General features: G+C 39.6%; 12 protein-coding genes. 10 read left to right on the forward strand and 2 right to left on the reverse strand.

Going from position 1 to position 18,811, the window contains the following annotated elements; genetic code table 11:
- The 6 genes from AXF17_RS09420 to AXF17_RS02970 form a co-directional block, all read left to right on the forward strand.
- The coding region (locus tag AXF17_RS09420; RefSeq protein WP_237049070.1) for an ABC transporter permease at positions 1–2,833 on the forward strand (2,833 nt) is incomplete at its 5' end.
- Between the two features lie 106 nt (positions 2,834–2,939).
- Positions 2,940–3,752: a hypothetical protein gene (locus AXF17_RS02945; RefSeq protein WP_094233728.1), complete on the forward strand. Its 813-nt coding sequence runs from the start codon at positions 2,940–2,942 to the stop codon at positions 3,750–3,752.
- A 15-nt stretch (positions 3,753–3,767) separates the two neighbouring features.
- The gene (locus AXF17_RS02950) at positions 3,768–4,634 is read left to right on the forward strand and encodes a DUF6612 family protein (protein ID WP_094233729.1); all 867 of its coding nucleotides are present in this window, start codon (positions 3,768–3,770) and stop codon (positions 4,632–4,634) included.
- Between the two features lie 373 nt (positions 4,635–5,007).
- On the forward strand, positions 5,008–5,580 hold the full coding sequence (locus tag AXF17_RS02960; protein WP_094233731.1) for a nitroreductase family protein: 573 nt from the start codon (positions 5,008–5,010) through the stop codon (positions 5,578–5,580).
- Positions 5,581–5,847: 267 nt separating this feature from the next.
- Positions 5,848–6,171, forward strand: coding sequence for a PadR family transcriptional regulator (locus AXF17_RS02965; protein WP_094233732.1), 324 nt, complete (start codon positions 5,848–5,850; stop codon positions 6,169–6,171).
- The gene (locus tag AXF17_RS02970) at positions 6,164–6,718 is read left to right on the forward strand and encodes a DUF2812 domain-containing protein (RefSeq protein WP_094233733.1); all 555 of its coding nucleotides are present in this window, start codon (positions 6,164–6,166) and stop codon (positions 6,716–6,718) included. Before AXF17_RS02965 ends, AXF17_RS02970 begins: the two co-directional genes overlap by 8 nt.
- 196 nt (positions 6,719–6,914) lie before the next feature.
- Here the strand turns inward: AXF17_RS02970 and gpmI are convergent, their stop codons facing one another.
- Positions 6,915–8,432 (reverse strand): 2,3-bisphosphoglycerate-independent phosphoglycerate mutase, encoded by a 1,518-nt coding sequence (gene gpmI, locus AXF17_RS02975; RefSeq protein ID WP_207651577.1) that lies wholly within the window; start codon positions 8,430–8,432, stop codon positions 6,915–6,917.
- A gap of 177 nt (positions 8,433–8,609) precedes the next feature.
- Between gpmI and addA the strand changes: the two genes are divergently transcribed.
- The 4 genes from addA to AXF17_RS02995 all read left to right on the forward strand — a co-directional run bounded on the left by addA (position 8,610) and on the right by AXF17_RS02995 (position 18,195).
- Positions 8,610–12,275 (forward strand): helicase-exonuclease AddAB subunit AddA, encoded by a 3,666-nt coding sequence (gene addA / locus AXF17_RS02980; protein WP_094233734.1) that lies wholly within the window; start codon positions 8,610–8,612, stop codon positions 12,273–12,275.
- 234 nt (positions 12,276–12,509) lie between these two features.
- Positions 12,510–16,853 (forward strand): LPXTG cell wall anchor domain-containing protein, encoded by a 4,344-nt coding sequence (locus tag AXF17_RS02985; protein ID WP_094233735.1) that lies wholly within the window; start codon positions 12,510–12,512, stop codon positions 16,851–16,853.
- 227 nt (positions 16,854–17,080) lie between these two features.
- Positions 17,081–17,830 (forward strand): formylglycine-generating enzyme family protein, encoded by a 750-nt coding sequence (locus AXF17_RS02990; RefSeq protein ID WP_094233736.1) that lies wholly within the window; start codon positions 17,081–17,083, stop codon positions 17,828–17,830.
- 11 nt (positions 17,831–17,841) lie between these two features.
- Positions 17,842–18,195, forward strand: coding sequence for a DUF4180 domain-containing protein (locus tag AXF17_RS02995; protein ID WP_237049071.1), 354 nt, complete (start codon positions 17,842–17,844; stop codon positions 18,193–18,195).
- A 264-nt stretch (positions 18,196–18,459) separates the two neighbouring features.
- Here AXF17_RS02995 and AXF17_RS03000 read toward each other — a convergent pair whose 3' ends face one another.
- Positions 18,460–18,780 (reverse strand): transposase, encoded by a 321-nt coding sequence (locus tag AXF17_RS03000; RefSeq protein WP_157682544.1) that lies wholly within the window; start codon positions 18,778–18,780, stop codon positions 18,460–18,462.
- Positions 18,781–18,811 lie beyond the last annotated feature (31 nt).

The raw sequence follows: 18,811 nt of genomic DNA on the forward strand, positions 1-18,811 counted from the left end.
CCTTGATACTGAGACTGGGATTCAGGTTATGAAACTACTTCAAGAAATAGCCAAAGATAGATTAGTTATCATGGTTACGCATAATCCGGTATTGGCTGACCAATATGCGAATAGAATTATCACACTTAAAGATGGTCAGATACGCAAAGATAATAATCCTGTCACAGCAGAAGAGATTAAAGCAAATGAACTATCGAAAGGCTACTATAAAGATACAAGCGGTGGCTGCTATAAAGATACTGGGGGGAAAACATCAATGGGTTTCCGAACAGCACTTTCCTTATCTTTCTCAAACTTAATGAGCAAGAAAGGAAGAACCTTGCTTACTGCATTTGCAGGTTCGATAGGGATTATCGGAATAGCCTCTATACTAGCCTTATCTAATGGTGTAAATAAGTATATTGCCAAAGTCGAGGAAGATACATTATCTTCATATCCTCTTACTATATCCCGAAATGCGGCAGATATATCAAGCATGTTTTCAGGCATGGGTGGAAAATCTAAGGAGAAAAAGAGTTCGAGTCCTAACAACAAGGGGACTGATACTGTAAAAGTTGAGAATACGATAGATGAAACGGAATCAAATTCATCATCTGGAGGAGCTAACAGTTCAGAAGGGAGCAATAACGGCAGTAGTGCAGCTAAATCTGAAAGCAAGGAAATAAAGCAGGATGCAGTACTTGGGTCGGTATTTGGCAGTACTCGTCATAATGATCTGGTTGCTTTTAAAAAATTCTTGGATACAAAAGGTAATCCCGTTAGAGAAAATGCAGCTGTTATCACATATAATTACGGTATAACACCACTAATTTATCAGAAGAAAGATGGTATGGCTTCTATTCAGGTCAATACCTCAAATGACATGGATGTAAACTACGAGAGCTTTGGTATTCAAAATGTATCTCGGACAGGATTTTACGAAATGGTTGATAACGAGAAGCTTCTACGAGAGCAGTATAATGTAGTAGTGGGCAAATGGCCAAAGACATATGATGAGGCTGTACTCGTGCTAAATAAAGATGGTTCAATACCTGACTACAGCCTATATCAATTAGGATACTATGACCGCAAAGCATATAATGATGCAGTTATAAACTATCGGAAGACAGGTCGGCTTGAACTAGAGCAACAGAAACGCAAGCCATTTAGATATAAGGATGCCTTAAGTCTAAAATATAGTGTAATATCACCAGGCGAAGTGTATTCATACAACATAGCGAGCGGCACATGGATCGATCAATCTAAAAGTGAGTCTTTTATGGATGGTCAACTGGATAATGGGATTGAACTCAAAGTCGTGGGAATTATTAAGCCTAACGGCAAATCGAGGACAAGTGCATTACAGCCTGGTATAGGATATCTGCCATCCTTAACTTCTAAAGTTATTGATAGAATGAAGGATGCAGATATAGTCAAGCAGCAACTGGCAAACCCTGATGTAGATGTATTTACAGGCAAAACCTTTGCTTCGCTGAAGGAATCAAACGAAGCATCTTTTGATATGAGTAAACTTTTCAGCGTGAATAGGGCAATGCTTGCAAGTGCATTCAAATTTGATGCGACTAAACTCAGAAGCTTATTTGGCAGTAGTACATTGTCAAATCTGGATTATGCAAAAGCCATGTCAGATATAGATATGACGAGCATGACGCAGGGTATGATGAGTAGCATTATACAAGAATTTGCAGGATTTCCATTATATCTGCAACAGCAAGGCATCACTCTTTCTCCGGAAGATCAAGCGATGGTTGCAAACGAGACAAGCCAATTAGTGGCAACCCTCCTTGCCGGTTATCCGGCATATGCAAATGACTATGCGACAAAACATCCCGGGGCGACACAAAATGAAATAGTAACATCTTATCTATCTAGTAACGAGGTTAGGTCAGCTGTATCTAATACTGCAACTAGGATTGCTCAAAAACTTGGAAATAGTGATTTTAAGACTAAAATAGAAAATGCGCTGAATAACTATATGCAAAGTAGGATGACCCAAATTATGGTTAAATTCATGAATCAGGTGATGACTGCAATGGAGAGGAATTTGAGTTCGCAACTTAGAAATGCCGCAGTAATGAATGGACAGATGCTTGGGACACTAAAAGATGCATTTAGTGTGAACCCTACGACATTTGCTAAAGCTTTTTCATTAAATATGGATCAATCACAGATGGCAGCATTGTTCTCACAGTTTATGAATACCCGCTTGGTGACTTATGAATCTAATCTCAAAAAGATGGGATACGCCGATAAGTCTAGCCCCGAGTCTATATCAATATATTCAAGTAACTTTGAACAAAAGGATAAGATTATTGCCGGTATTGACAGCTATAATACGCGCATGAAGAAGATAGGAAGCAAGTCGCGTGTGATAACGTATTCAGATATCATGGGCGCAATAATGTCATCTGTTACGGATATTGTAAACATGATAAGTTATGTGTTGGTTGCATTTGTTAGTGTATCACTGGTTGTCAGTTCGATAATGATTGGAATTATTACATATATTTCAGTGCTCGAACGAAGAAAAGAAATTGGAATCCTGCGTGCAATGGGGGCTTCAAAGCGTAATATTGCAAATATATTTAACGCTGAAACATTCATAGAGGGCATGATGTCGGGCGTGTTTGCAATACTGTTCGTATATCTTGTGAGCATCCCTATTAACTTCATAGTGCTCTCTAAATTCAATGTAGATCATATAATGAATCTGCCTGTTAGCGCCGCACTGGTGTTGATTGGAATTTCAGTTTTATTAACGTATATATCCGGTTTAATCCCATCTAAATCAGCGGCTAAGCGCAATCCTGTTGAAGCATTGCGAAGTGAATAGTTGAATTTGTAAATTGAATTACATATAAGAAGCGTTGCACATAGTAAAGAATATATTTATAATGAATGATAGTATTATAAGATGATCAATGGTTTGGAGGTTAGATATGGCAGGCTACAGGAAAAGAACAGTCATATTGGTTATCAGCTTAATCGCTTTAATTGGTCTTGTTGGATGCGGACCGTCAGGTAATAAGCAGGATAGCAACAAAAAGTTAACCAAAGAAGAAAAAATTGATAAAGGATTAGATGCCTTTTACAATATGAGGAATGGAAAAATTCATATAGATACGAATCTTCACTATGTTAACAATAAGATTGAGAATGAACAGGAAAGAGAAAAAGATCTTAATAATACAGTTGATGGATCTTTCGAAATGGGTCCTTTGTTGTTTCGTGGTAAGATAAAACAATCCATTCGTGGTAAGATAAAGCAAGTTAAAGGTAGTATGGAGTACTATGGAACTGACTTGGAAGAGTATAGAAAAGAAGACAAAGATAAGGAGTGGAAACAGAAAATGTATGCAGGCAATCGATATAGGTTGCCAGTGGGATTCAACAAAGAATTAATTGATATTCTAAGGACAAAGAAAAAAGATATTACTATTATTCAGAATAAAAACAGTTATACGCTTCACTTCGAGACAGATGACTTGAAGTTCTTAAGTGCAAATAGCGATATTTTATTTGGTGCAGCATACACTACGTTTTATGTTAACGATTTAGATGAAAGTGGAAAAGCAACTGTTGATTTAACTGTTTCAAAGGATGGATCTAAACCAATATCGATTAAGTATTCCGGTAATACTGTGAGCAGCCTTGGCAGCAAAAAATTCAAAAGTACAGTTAAATATTCAAAACAGGATACAGGAGTGCGTGTTAACAGACCAAAAGGCATTGACAAGGCTAAAGGTGTTTAAAGGAGGGGCAATAGAATGAGAAAGAAACGAAATATAGTTTTGATAGTGCTCGCCATGATTATGATTCTATCCCTACCAGCTTGTGGCCAGGGCAGTGGCGATGTTAAAACATTTGTTAAAAAGATAAAAAAGGTAAAAAGTCTAGAATATGAGACGATTTCCTATAGAAGGTACTTGGCTTCTAATGGAGAAGATAGAATTCTCAAGGGAGAAACCCATATTAGACATGGTAAAATACAGCTTGACCCACAGATGTTCAGTGAGTATTATATGGATTCTTCTAGTCAATCTTATGATGCAGATGGTATTGATAAGAAACTATTAAAGCTTGGAAGCATTGACTTCTTGAATCGGGGTTGTAAGGTTTATTCCCCAAAATCAAAAGAGGTTTATGTGGGAACAAAGTTAGCATCTAGAAACTCTGAGTGGGAATGGAAGAAAACAAAGGAAATAGGTAGTCCTGAATTAGGCATCAAAACGTCATTCTTAAATGTGTATGAACATTATGCAGACAAGTTTAAACAGACAGAGGACGATAACTACTTCTACCTAGATTATAAAGGAGATGCGACTAAAAACCTTGACCAAATTGGTAAGATGCAGAGAGCAATTATACCTGAAAGCAATTTATTCACAAAGGGTAAGAAATCAATACAGTCATGTAAGCTGGAGATTCATCTAGTAATGAGGAAGGGAAAAGGTGGTCCAACTCCATGTGAAACTAAGATTAAGATTACTACTAAGTTAAAAGATGCTTCTTCTGGAATTACAGTTGACAACGAGGATAATTTCCAGGCTTTCTATCGCGATATCAATGAAGTGAAGGAAATCAAGAAGCCTTACGGATTTGATGTGAGTAAAGTAAAGAAGCCTAGTATGTAGAAAAACCTGAATACTTGTTATCAGAAAACAAGAAATTAAAGCCTGCGGAAGTGATATATTCCCTATTTACTTGATAAATAGTAAGGAGGGGTCATATTAGGGATGCGGGCTTTTTGTGTGGGAAACTTTGGGAATGCAATATGGAATAAGTATGCTAAAAAATTCCAAGAAAAAACAAGGATGGACATGAGTATGCATTTTCCGAAGGACCAATTGCATTCCATGATCCTTGGGATAGGCAAAGATTTTCAGCATAGTAAGTATCTGATATTTTGCAAAATCTTTTTCCGCTAACCTTCACAGTTCATCGAGGATTATCGAGTACAATGTAGCCATAATTCATTGGAGATATAAAGATATTTGGAGGATATAGATGAAAATTTACGAAGGACTAAAGCTTAGAAGGAGCTACTACCAACTTAACAAAGAACTGCCGGTGAGTACGGATGAGATTCATGCACTTATAAATGAAGTAACGGAGCTAGTGCCTGATGCGTTTAACATGAAAAGTGCACGCGTAGTGGTTGCGCTTGGTGATAAACAGGATGATCTGTGGAACGGTATTTATGATGTGTTTGACGGCAAAGTTGCAAGAGAGAAGGTCGATGGATTTAAGGCTGCGGCAGGGACTATTCTGTATTTCTACGATGAAGATGTAGTGCGTGGATTACAAGAGAAGTTTGCAGTATATGCTGAGAATTTTCCAGTATGGGCGAATCAGGCAAATGGCATGCTTCAGATTAATATCTGGAGCGCTTTGCGTGAACTCGGTGTTGGTGCGAATATTCAGCACTATAATCCAGTGATTGATGATTTTGTGCACGATATGTTCGGACTGCCAGAGAACTGGAAGCTAGTCGCACAGATGCCGTTTGGTGGAATAGTGATAGAACCAGCGTCAAAGGATAAAGAGAATATAGCTGAAAGAGTTAAGTTATATGAATAGGTAACTTAAATATGAATCCATTAGAGTAAAAGGAACCACGGGAATCGCTCTGTGATTCCTTTTTTTAGGCCTAAACATAAGAGAAATTACGAGAATTAAAATAAGCTCATGGATAAAACGAGTTGGTAAAAAAAGTTAGTGCTCTTGAAAATTCAATACTAATGGCAGTTATTTTTTAATAAAAAATAATGTTGACAAGTATATCAAACCACGATATACTTGATATATCGAGATGCGATATATCAAAACCTGATATAGGAGGAGCGAATGGATTCAAAATTACAAAGGGTATACGTTCCAATGTCTGAGACAGCCTTTTACATACTTTTCTGTTTACAGAAGCCGAAGCACGGATACGGCATCGGACAAGCAGTCAAAGATATGACAAAAGGGGAAGTCAATATCAGTCCTGGAACGATGTATGGGACACTTTCTAAGATGGAAAAAGATGGGCTAATTCGATTCGTGAGTGAAGTTGAAAAGCGTAAGATTTATGAGATTACGGGACTAGGCAGTGAAATTCTTGCTATAGAAATAAAACGTATCAAGAGGATTTATATTAACAGTATAGGGGGTGAATATAATGAGTAAAAGACAAACGAAGATTAGATTCTTCACAATAGCGGACTTTAATGAGGAACAGGCGTGGCTTGAAAAGCAACACAAGAAGGGATGGAAACTTGTTAAGGTAAGTATGCCATGTTTTTTTACGTTCAAAGAATGCGAACCTCAGGACGTTTCATATAGGCTTGAGTTTAAGAATAACATAGTGTCTGACGATTACTTGCAAATGTACGAGGACTATGGTTGGGAATATATAGGTTCATCTTTAGGTTGGAATTATTTCAAAAAAACCGTGAATATAGAGGATGTTGACGGAGAAAATGAAATATTTTCCGATGACGAGTCTAAACTTAATATGATAGACAGGATTATCAAGATGAGACTGATTCCAATATTTGTAGCATTGATTCCGGCTTTATTTTTGATTTTAAGAAGCATGATGACGGAGACAGTATTTGGGCTTGAATCTCCTAGGGGTATTGCAAGTATTATAATCATATTCTTAGCCTTAATTGATATCTACTTGATTGTGTATTGCTGGACCAAGCTCAAAAAACTTAGAAATAATCTGTAGTTAAGTCAAAGCTTGATAGTTGCTTACAACATACATAAAAAGTATTAAAAAGCATACAGTTAAGATATGTATCTGAAAATGTATGCTTTCTATATATTATTAATCGCTTAATGATTGTTAGGATAAATGGTGTATATAGCATTGATTTTACTGAGATAAACTAAAGTTAAATTAGTATTAACCGTATAAATCATAGCTAAACAAGCACCTTTCCCTTCATATCCTTTGGAACAACGATGCCCATTAGCGTCAGAAGCGTTGGAGCGATGTCTGCCAGCTTGCCGTGAGGTATCTTGAAGGCTTTTGACTCATTTGCGATATGGCACAGTGGAACTGGTGATAGCGAATGCTTCGTAACCACATTGTCCTTGTCATCTAGCATGTAGTCGGCATTTCCATGATCGGCTGTGAGTAGGATCTGACCATCCTTAGCCAGAACACTGTCCACAATCTGCTGCACGAGTCCATCTAGCGTTTCTATAGCGCTTACCGCTGCATCGAAAACACCTGTATGACCTACCATGTCAGGGTTTGCGAAGTTAAGTATAATGAGATCATACTTATCCGAGTCTATCGCTTCCAGAACCTTTTCAGTCAGTAATGGCGCACTCATCTCTGGCTGAAGGTCGTAAGTTGCAACCTTCGGAGATGGAATCAAGATGCGGTCTTCGCCTTTAACTGGATCTTCGACACCACCGTTAAAGAAGAATGTCACATGTGCGTACTTCTCGGTCTCAGCTATGCGGAGTTGAGTTAGACCTGCGGCAGACACCACTCTTCCGAGAGTCGGTTCAACGACTTCTGGTGGAAAAGCGACTTTTACATTAGGCATCGACGCATCGTACTCAGCCATGCACACGTATACGAGATTCGACAGAGTTTTCTTTCTTGCAAATCCATCAAAATCAGGATCTACGATAGCACGAGTTATCTCGCGTGCACGGTCAGGTCTATAGTTGATGAAGATGACCGAGTCACCGTCTTTGATAGGTGTATCATCTACGATCGTTGGGAGCACGAATTCGTCTGACTCGTCCTTATCGTATGATATCTGAATCGCTTCGGCTGCAGAAGCTGTCTTGACGCCTTCAGAAAGGGTAAGTGCATCATACGCAAGCTCGAGCCGCTCCCAGCGCTTATCTCTATCCATAGCATAGAAACGACCAGAGATAACTCCGATTCTCCCTAGTCCAAGCTCGGAGAACTTCGCCTCAAGAGCACTTAGATAAGTCATAGCACTGCGAGGCGGTACGTCGCGGCCATCGAGGAAGCAGTGAACCACTACATCCTTGATATTTGAACGCTTTGCCAGCTCAAGAACTGCGTATAGGTGCTCTAGCTTGCTATGCACACCTCCGTCAGAACAGAGTCCCATTATGTGAAGGGTGTGGTCTGAAGCTGCATTTTCCATAGCTTCAAGCAGCACCTTGTTGTTGTAAAATTCGCCAGTACTAATTGACCTATTGATGCGCGGAAGGTCCTGAAGCACCACATTTCCAGCGCCTATATTCGTGTGTCCAACCTCTGAGTTGCCGATCTGCCCATCAGGAAGTCCGACAAATTCACCGCTCGCCTCCAGTGTGATGAACGGGTATTTTGCAAAAAGTGCATCGAGATGGGGTTTTTTAGCGGCAGCAATCGCATTACCGTGAGATTCCTCACGGATTCCGTAACCGTCGAGAATCATCAGCATTGTTGGTCTATGTTTAATCATTGCTATCCTCCTATATATCCAAGTATACACAAGACCAGTCGTTATTTCTAGAAGATACAGTGATGATTAGGAGGCAAAAGTCATGATAAAAATGCGCATTTTCGGTACTACGTGGGGTTTTCACGTGATAACAAACATCATATAATAGTAGCATCATTATTTTAAGGAGAACGGAAGATGGCAGACGTCAGATTTACACCTGATCAGCAGATGGCAATTGATACTATCGACAAAAGCATTCTCGTATCAGCCGCAGCTGGCTCCGGCAAGACGGCGGTGCTCGTTGAGCGTATCATAAATATCATAGTTCAGGGCAAGGCGGATGTTGACCGCATGCTTGTGGTGACATTTACCAATGCCGCGGCATCTGAGATGAGGCTCAAACTGACCAAGGCAATCAACAAAGCAATCAAGGCGTCAAAGAGTTCTGATCCCGAGAGAGCGGAGAAGCTGAGGCAGCAACTCGGTAAGATGTATAGGTCGTATATATCGACTGTACATAGTTTCTGTAACCGCGTTATCAAGGAGTTTTTCTACCTAACTGATCTCGAGCCGAACTTCAAGATATGCGATAGTCTCAAAGCTGAAATTATGAAGATGGAGGCCATTGAAGAAGTATTCGAGCGTGGGTTCGAGCAGGATGATTTTATAGAGAATTGCTCGTTCCGTGAGTTTCTTGATCGCTATAGCAAGGAGCGCGATGATAAGGCTCTTATGCAAGAGCTAGTCAAAGCGTATGCGGATCTCAGAAGTATGCCAGATTACTTCGAATGGGCTGAACGCATGGCGGAGAAGCTACGCTTGCCAGAGAGCGGGGATTACCGTGAAAGCGAGATGTTCCAAGAACTCTGGGCTGAAGCAGGTAAGGTCGTGGATGATGCACTCCACGAAGCTCTTGGACTGCACGAATATTTAACTAGTCTAAATATGCCTAATACAGCAGCGAAGCTCGATTCAGAAATAGAGGCTTTTCAGACTCTAGCTGAGGCAATGAAAACTGCGAGAGATAGCGATATATCTTTCTATGAGGCGGAAGATGCCGTAGGGGAAGTGTTTAGAAATAAGATTTTCGGTACTTTCTCATATGGAGCAGGAGAAAAGCAAGATTACGAATCAGTCTCTGCCTACTGTAAGCCTCGAAGAGAATCGTACAAGAAGAACTTCCAGAACTTCTTTAAAGAGTACAATTTTGCAGCTATTAAGACTCTATTTGAGGAACAGGCGGAGACATACAAGTATACGATATATTATCTGGCGTTGCTCAAGGAGTTTGAATGCATTTATAATGCTAAGAAGCGAGAGCAAGGTGTAATTGACTACGGTGATATGGAACATATCACAGCGAACATTTTAAAGCATGAAGAGGCGAGAAAAGCGCTTCGAGAACGTTTTGAGTTTATATTTGTAGACGAGTATCAGGACGTGAATACCCTGCAGGAATTTTTAATCGGCAGTGTAGCGCGCGAAGACAACGTGTTCAAAGTAGGAGATGTAAAGCAGAGCATCTACAAGTTTAGACAGGCAGATCCACATATATTTGAGGAGACATCTAGAGCATATAAAGACGAGCACAATGACCACGCAATTCAGATAAATCTCAATAAGAATTTTCGTAGTAACGGGGCAACAATCGACTACATTAACTATGTATTCCAAGACTTGATGGATGGCTATGACGATGACGAGAAGTTATATCAGGGTCTTGCAGCACATCCTGACTACAACTTGAAACCAGAAGTACACTTGCTATTAACGGAAGTGGATGAATCTACCGATGGGGAAAGTTCAGATACAGACCATACATCTCAAGGTTCACAGATTGTTGATATAGAAGGGTCAATAGATAATGCTTTAGAGGAGTCTGTTGAAGAAATCAAAGCTCTATCCAAAGCAGAGATTGAAGCGATACACGTTGCAGATATTGTCAGCGGAATAATCGGTAAAGAATTCTATGATAGTAAGAGTGGCAAGGTTAGAAGAGCCACACCTAGAGATATAGCCATATTGCTCCGCTCTACCAAGAATAAATCAGATATGTATTACAAGTCTCTGATGAGCAAGAGCATCCCGTCCCACATCTCTGATGATGGTGGCTATTTTGACACGGTTGAAGTTGCTGTTGCGATGGCAATACTTAAAGTCGTGGATAACCTGCATCAAGATATTCCGCTTATTTCAGTGCTCAGATCGGAGGTGTTCGGGTTTACTCCAGAGCAGCTCGCTGAAGTGAGAGCTTTTGCAAAGGAGAAGCAGATAGCGGAAACAAAGGAAGCAGAGGGAGATGTGCAGTACCGCAGGCAGTCGTACTGTGACGCTCTCCTCGAATACAGTGCAAATGGCAGTGACGATAAGCTTAAGTCTCGAGTAAACGCAGCCTTTTCGACCATCGAGAAGTGGCGAGCTCACAGCAAGATGATGCAGCTGGATGATTATATTTGGTATTTGCTAGAAGATTCCAATTATTATATGTTTGCAGGCGCAATGTACGGCGGCAGGCAGAGGCAGGCGAATCTAAGAGCACTAGTCGGGAGGGCTGGAGCTTTTAGGATGTCTAGTATTGCCTCGCTCAGCAGCTACATCAGCTATCTTGAGGTGCTCAGAACCAAGAATGTTGAGATGGGACAGCCGTCTATGGTCAGTGAAGAAGATGATGTAGTTAGGATAATGACCATTCATAAGAGTAAGGGGCTCGAGTTCCCGTTCGTAATCGTGGCAGGTATGGGTAACCAGCTCAATTACTCATCTGGCATCAAAGGCTTCCAGTTCGACAATGAGCTTGGAATCGCTTTGGCGTACGTTAACCCAGATGAGCATTACTGGCGCAGGACACTTATGCAGAAGAAGATAACTGCCAAGATTCGTGAGGATGAATATCATGAACAGCTTAGGGTTCTATACGTTGCGATGACCCGTGCTAGAGAGAAGTTATATCTTATCGGATGTGAGAAGACGGAAGATTTCGTTCTTGACGATAATCGTTCTAGAACTAGCTATTTCAGGATTATGGGAAAGCTGTGTGATTCTGAGAAATACAATGAATACACAGCAAACGATATGCATGAAGTCAAGATGCCGTCGCTTCCGCGTAGGGTAAATAACTTCTTAATCACAGACAAGCTTCCGATGGATATTGAGCTGAGTGAGGAATATGAAGAGGTTAAGAGGCGACTCGATTATAAGTATGCATATAAGGACGATCTATCTACTAAAGCGAAATACTCTGTCAGTGAGATTAACAAGGAAGCGAAGGAGAAATCGGTTTATAGAGGTAAAATCGAAAATAGGAACGCCAGAGTGGCGAGGTTAGCTAGTGCAGATGCGGCAAGCATAGGAACTGCGTATCATAGGATTATGGAATTCGTGGACTTCAAGAAGGCAGTAACCGATTCTGGGGAGTGTGATAAATCATACATCGATGAAAGGGCAGAGATTCTTCATATCAATGGAGCGATTTCTGAAGCTGTATTTAAAGCTCTTGATCTACGTAAGATATATGCGTTCTTTGAGACTGAAATAGGAGTGCGTGCTTGTAAAGCAGCTAGAGACGATTTGCTATCTAAAGAAAAGCCTTTTACCTTAAAGACAGAACACCACGGTAAGAGTGTACTGGTTCAGGGTATCATCGACTGTTATTTCATAGATGGGGATGACCTCGTTCTTCTTGACTACAAGAGCAACAGGCTTAGTTATAGAGATAGAGATGCAGATATTGAGCGTATAAAGGACGAGTATCAGGAGCAGATAACGTTATATAGACGGGCTCTCGAGGAGGGGACGGGGTTAAAGGTTAAGGAAGCATATTTGTACCTCTTTAATGAGTCAAACATAGTCTCTATGGTTTAGGTTTAGATTTATATTTGCATAGTATTTTCACATTGATATGCACTTTCTGAAATTCGGAAAGTGCTTTTTAGTTTTCTTTATCGTACTGTCATAAAAGCTGTATTATATTAATTATTATGATATACTACAAGAGTATGTTTATACATAAAAGACTTCTTGCTGTATATTTATTTTTGTATAAATAAGCCAAGGAGCTTATAGTAGATTATATATTTCTAGAAGGAGGAAAGGCATATGACGAAGAAATATGTGAGACAATTTCTGACAATCTTGCTGACGATGATTGTCGTTGTCGGAACTGTATTACCGCAGTCTTTATTGACTGTAAATGCAGATTCCAGTGGCAAGATTTGGATAGGTGCTGATGAGGCTACTACTTATCCGACACTTAATGCTGCGGTGAATGCTGCTTCAGAAGGTGATATTATTCATTTAAGCGGCACCTTCGATAACGGAGCTGCAGCGGTTAAGGCTTCTACAGTTAATAAGCGAGTAACACTTGATATTGCAGGTAATACCACGATAACTGGCGATGGAAGTGCTAACGGAATAATGCTTTCAAATGGTGCAAAGCTGCAAGCCGGCAATAACACTCTCAAGATGAGCAAGTTTAAGACGGCTTTAACAGTTCAGGAAGGTTCCGTCGTAGGAGATGGAAACTACAACCTTGACGGCAACGAAATAGGTTTTGCTCTTGGCAAGCATGGAAAATTTGAGGGTTCTGCCAGAAATAAACTTAACGTATCTGCGCTGGAAAGCACGGGCAGAGGGTTTTCATATACGACAGATTCAAGGTTTATCAGATGCAACGTAAATGTTCAGGCGAAAAATGAATCAAGCGAACAATATTCAGGCCTTTATATGCTTGATGCATCTCTGACAACTAAAGGCGTGTGGTACTATTTTGATCCTGATAAAGGCAGAGGTGGTGTGCATCTTGACCATTCCGACTTTTATGCATATAAGGCAAAGGGGTCATCTGCATATAAGCAGGTTTTCGCAATACTCGGAGATTCTGAACTCAAGAATGGATCAACAATAACTGGTGACGGTTCGCGAATTACATTATCAGCCAAGCTTACGGTTACTGATTCAAAGGTTGTAATTAAAAACAGCACTGCCGGTGGATTAAATATCAACTATAAACCAGCTGAAGCTGTATTTAATAACTCAACCCTTGAAACGACAAATATGAAGTATACTCCGTCATATGGAACAGGTCAGTCAGATGGGCCATGCTATCTGACATTTACCGGTAATTCAGTTGTTAATACAGATGCGAAGGATAAGACCGCAGATAACGGAGGAGCAAATCGAGGGACTGGTAGTACATATGTGGTTACGGGCGGCTCGTTCTTAGTAGCATATGATAAAACTTATAATTATAATACTACGACACCTACAAACGGGGCAGAAAACGGAAATGAATTTCTTTCACTCTTTACGCTTTCAGATACTTCCGTAAATGTGCTGAATCCTATCAATAAAAATGGCAATGCATACGAATACAAGGTATCGAAGGCTTCGCGTGATGGCAAAAAGCACGTGTGGACTCCTGCTGCCAAAGTAACTTTCTCACTCAATAACTCTAATGCGAAATTTGAGGACAATACTAAGGAGACAAAGAACGCTGAGACAATCCGCGGATACAAGCTGGACGATGTTGTAGGAAATACCAATCCCGGAACACCTACAGACGCTAAAGGTACAAAGTTCCTCGGCTGGTTCTATAAAGATGATGCCGGTCAGGAACATTCATTTGATTGGAACGATAAGATTACTGAAAACCGTGATGTATATGCCAAGTGGGATGCTAAGACCATTGTGTATCATAATGGTAATAATGTTAAATACATGGTAAGTGTTGACAAGTCGGCCGATGAAGCTTCGGTTCTGGGGTATGAAGATGTTGTTAAGGAGGAGCCGAACTTCAAGGTTGACGGCAAGTCGTTTAAGCATTGGACAAAGAGTACAAACGGTCAGGGACAAAAGTATCAGAAAGGCGACAAATTAAGCTTTGATGCAAATACCAAGAACATTGATCTGTATGCACAATATGACAATGATCAGTATAAGGTTTCGTTCTCGGCTAACGGAGGTAAGTTCTCGGAAAATTCTGTATTCAAAACTAATCCAAATGTCTTCGATATAGTGCAGGACGCTAATGGCGGGGATGTTGCCGTTCTGAAGAAGAGAGCGGAGTATGGTCAGAAGTTGCGTGAGCTTCTAAACGGGCTGGACTACAATAAGCTCAAACCGGATACGAATGCGAAGAAGCCTGGTTCTCTGATTGCCGATAATTATAGATGGAATGATAAGAGTGACGGTAGCGGAAGGAAGTGGCGCTTCGATGATTATACATCATGGCTTTGGACTGTGAATGGAGATAATCCGCAAATTACAAGTGACACCACATATTATCTAAAGTGGGAGCAGGATCCTAGTGTAGAAAAGATTGAAACTGATGAGGAACTTCCTGCGGACATTTGGGGCAAAGATGCCGATAAGAGTGCCAAGCCGGAAGTGATCCGTGAGGGAGACAAAGTGAACCTTACAGGCTCGGTGGATGTAACTTCAATTCGTGCTAAAATGAAAGCTATAGAGGATATGTTCCCGGATTCGGTGGCTAATCCTGAAACTATTAAGCTAACTGATACACAGTCAATCTTTACCGCCACATTGAAAGTGCCGGAAGGCATAAAAATACCAAGCAACCCTGAAGTTGAAGCCAAAGGGCTTGGAGATGCATTTGAACTTGGTGAGACTACAGTAAATGGTAACACCGTTAAAGTTAAGTTCCGCCTCAAAGCTGGTATGACAGATTATAAGAAGCTTCAGAAAGTGATTGACTCAGTCGGTGTTGATTCGCCACTAGCAAATGGAAGCACTCTATCGCTTACGGTTAAAGGTCTAACTCTTGACAACAGCAAGGTATCAGATGGTGAAAAACTTGCAGTCAAAGGTGATGTGAGCGGAGATTTCTATGCAATTGCAACATCTGCAGCAGGAACAAACAAGATATTTAAGTTTAAATGGAAGGGTGTACAGGCAGATTTCGGTAAGGACGATCAGCTTGGTGCTGCGGATAAAACGATTCAATATACATTTATCGCTTCGAAACCTATGATGATGACTCTGGTAGGGGATATCCTGACAAGTAAGAACGGAAGTATCAAGGATACAGAGAGTGACAAGCTGTATAGGGTTGAGTCGGGAGATTCCGTAACATATACCGGCAGACTCAACGTAGAACCAATTAAGGAACGTATAGAAGCTTTGAAAAACGGCTATCAGGGCGATGCAAATACTATTGCTACCGAAGATGTGAGTAGCACATTTACTGCAACTTTAACTATGCCGGAGGGTCTTGATATACCAAGCAATTTGGAAGCTAAACTAACGGATAATGAGCTATTTAAGGTTACTGAAGTTAAGAAAGATGGTCGTAAGATTATCGTAACTATGAAGCTCAAGAAAAACTACGATAAGTTCATCGACCTTTATAACGATGTCAAATCTGTACCATCCGAGCTAGATGTAGATATACCGGGAGTTGTAGTCAAGGAAGGCATGCCAAACGGTACTCTTATGACAGTTAAGGGTACTGTGGAAGGTTCATTTACAGGTACTGCGATTAGTGCTGGAGGAACCGTAAAGCCATATAACTTTGTTTGGATCGCTGAACAGAGTGAGGCAGGAAGAGATTTCTTACTTAAGAATGAACCCGCTAATAAGACTATTCAGCATACTTCTCAGCTGATGAATCCTACGTTGATTCAGAAGGATGCTAAACTTGACGGCGATCTGCTCATTGGCGAAGATACGGAACACACAGCAGTTCATGGAGTTAAGGCTGGAGAATCTTTGATATATACAGGCAGACTCAACATCAGTCCGATTAAGAAGCAGATTAACGATCTAAAAGATGCATACGGTGGCAATGCAAACACCATCACTACTAAAGACATCGATAGTACATTTACTGCTGAATTGACTGTGCCTAACGACCTTAATCTTGCAGATAATCCGACTGCAAAACTTTCCGATAATGGGCTATTTAAGGTTAAGGAAGTAAAGAAAGTAGGTAACAAGGTTGTAGTCACTATGACCTTAAAGAAGGATTATGATAAATTCATTGATTTATATAATGATGTAACATCAGTTCCTGACAAGCTGGATCTTAATCTTACAGGGGTATCCGTAAAACAGGGTGCTGTGGCAGGTTCAAGATATACTGTTGAAGGTGTTGTTAAAGGAGTCTTCTCAGGAAGAGCGACTACTGAAGCGGGAAATTCACAGATTTACGATTTCAAGTGGACTGCTGTCCAAACAAATGACGGCAGGGACTTCACACAGCCTGCTTCAGAACCGGATGCTATTCGATATACTATAGAAGTGCAGAAGGAGCCTACTGTTGAGCCGGGTGCTAAACCTAATGAAAAGAAGATAAAACCGACAACTAAGGTTAGAAGACCTAAGACCGGAGACGAGACAAATGTTAAAGCGTTGCTTGTAGTGTTGGTGGCTGCGTTAATTGCGGTTGTCGCAATTGTAATATATAGACGTAAACACAAGTAATCCATAGTATAATTAAAGTCGATGGCAATCGTGAAGTGCACCACAAAAGTTAGACACCAAACTAACTTTTGGAGGTGCACTTTTTATTGTATACACCTTTTCCGTTTTTTTCGTATGTTCTGATGGATGCTTGAGGGCAAGTAGGAAATCTTACAGTGAAAAGCCATTGAAAATGGTATAATACTAATTAATATAGATAAACAAATTTAAATTTACAGGTGTGAAAAATGGACTTGATGAGATATTTAAAAGAAAATATGGTCTTAATTCTGGAAGGTCAGGAGCTAATCAGAGATTTTGTAGATCCGGTCAAGTGGTTAAGTTCGGATTACAAAATGTCTATTCCTGGAATAGCAAAAGAAAAAATTGTTAAACAGGAATTAGTAATGATTCAACCATTTTTATTGTTAAAAACACCTGTCACAAATGAATTGTATCATTATGTAATGGATATTGACTATAATATTCAAACAAAACATTTTCCAGTTGTAAATATCAGTTGGATGGATGCAATTCAATTTTGTAACTTACTTTCAGAAAAACTTTCATTAGAAAAGTGCTATACATTCGATTCTGTTTCAGAAGAAATTGTAGTAGATGATTCAAAAAATGGGTTTAGATTACCGAAAGATGCAGAATGGCAATATGCTTGTAGAGGAAATAGTGAAGGATATCGATACGATAATATTGAGGATATCGCTTGGTTTGAAGACAATTCTGGTGGAAGATTGCATGAAGTAAAAACAAAAAAAGAAAATAGTTTTGGGATTTTTGATATGATTGGAAATGTTTGGGAATGGTGTTTTGATTTGTATGATGAAGAACGATATGGAAACTATCGCATTTTTAGAGGTGGGAGCTTTGCAAGCGAAAAGAGAGCTTGTGGAGCCACTTCACGGAGAAAGAGCTTTTCGGATTTTAGAATCGATGATTTGGGATTTAGAATAGCAAAAAATAATTTGGAGGGAATTAAGTGAAACATTAAATATTGGAATCAAAAGATAAAACCAAAGTTGTACGAATTGAAGATGAGTCGATTGTAATATCAGATGAACAGTCATTTTTAGATTTGTTTATGACAATCGCTTATGAAACAGGAGAAAATAAATTTATCATTAGTAAGGATAATCTTACAGAAGAGTTCTTTCATATCAGCAATAAAATCGCAGGAAATATTTTGCAAAAATTAATTAATTATAAAATGAAATTAGCAATTATAGGCGATTTTTATAATTATGAGAGCAATACTCTAAATGCCTTTATTTATGAATGTAATCAAGGGAATGATATATTTTTTGTTAAAAGTGAAGTTGAAGCTTTAAATAGATTAAGTAACAATTAGAATGATAAAACTTCAACTCACATAACTAAAAATTTCATAAAATCTAACACAGGAACAGTAAATCAATGATATGATCCTCCCTACTTGACGACCAGTAAGGAGGGTATTTTGGCTCTATAAACTTTTTAGGGGTTTTGTAAAAATCACCTTTAACGAAGTTTGGGGTGTTTTATGAAAAAAGAAAGACGATAATCATTTTTACACATTGAATTGATTATCGTCTTTTTAATTGGAATCAAAGAGTGGCTTTTGCTCAGTTACTGATTAGAATTTGATGGATGAGTGCTTGTTAAGGGTGTATAGACATCTAAGCCTGAAACGATAGAAGTTCTTGTATCCATTAGCGTTGCGTTTGATTAGTTTGATTCTTGAATTCATAGATTCTATCTGTCCGTTTGATATTCTCCTGCCTCTGTAGGTCAAGAAGCTGTTAACAATCTCATACTTCCAATTCTTTAACATTTTAGAAATTGGAATAAATTCCGGTATCCCATAAACGTGGAGATCTTCGATGTATTTATCAATGTATCTGCCTGCGTTGTGATATGTTGCAATGGAGTTGATTTCGTCATAATCGCATTTCAACGCATAGGCAATTTAAAGTTCGGGATCTATT

This window comes from Mogibacterium pumilum, from assembly GCF_002243385.1.
Classification (GTDB): Bacteria; Bacillota; Clostridia; order Peptostreptococcales; family Anaerovoracaceae; genus Mogibacterium; species Mogibacterium pumilum.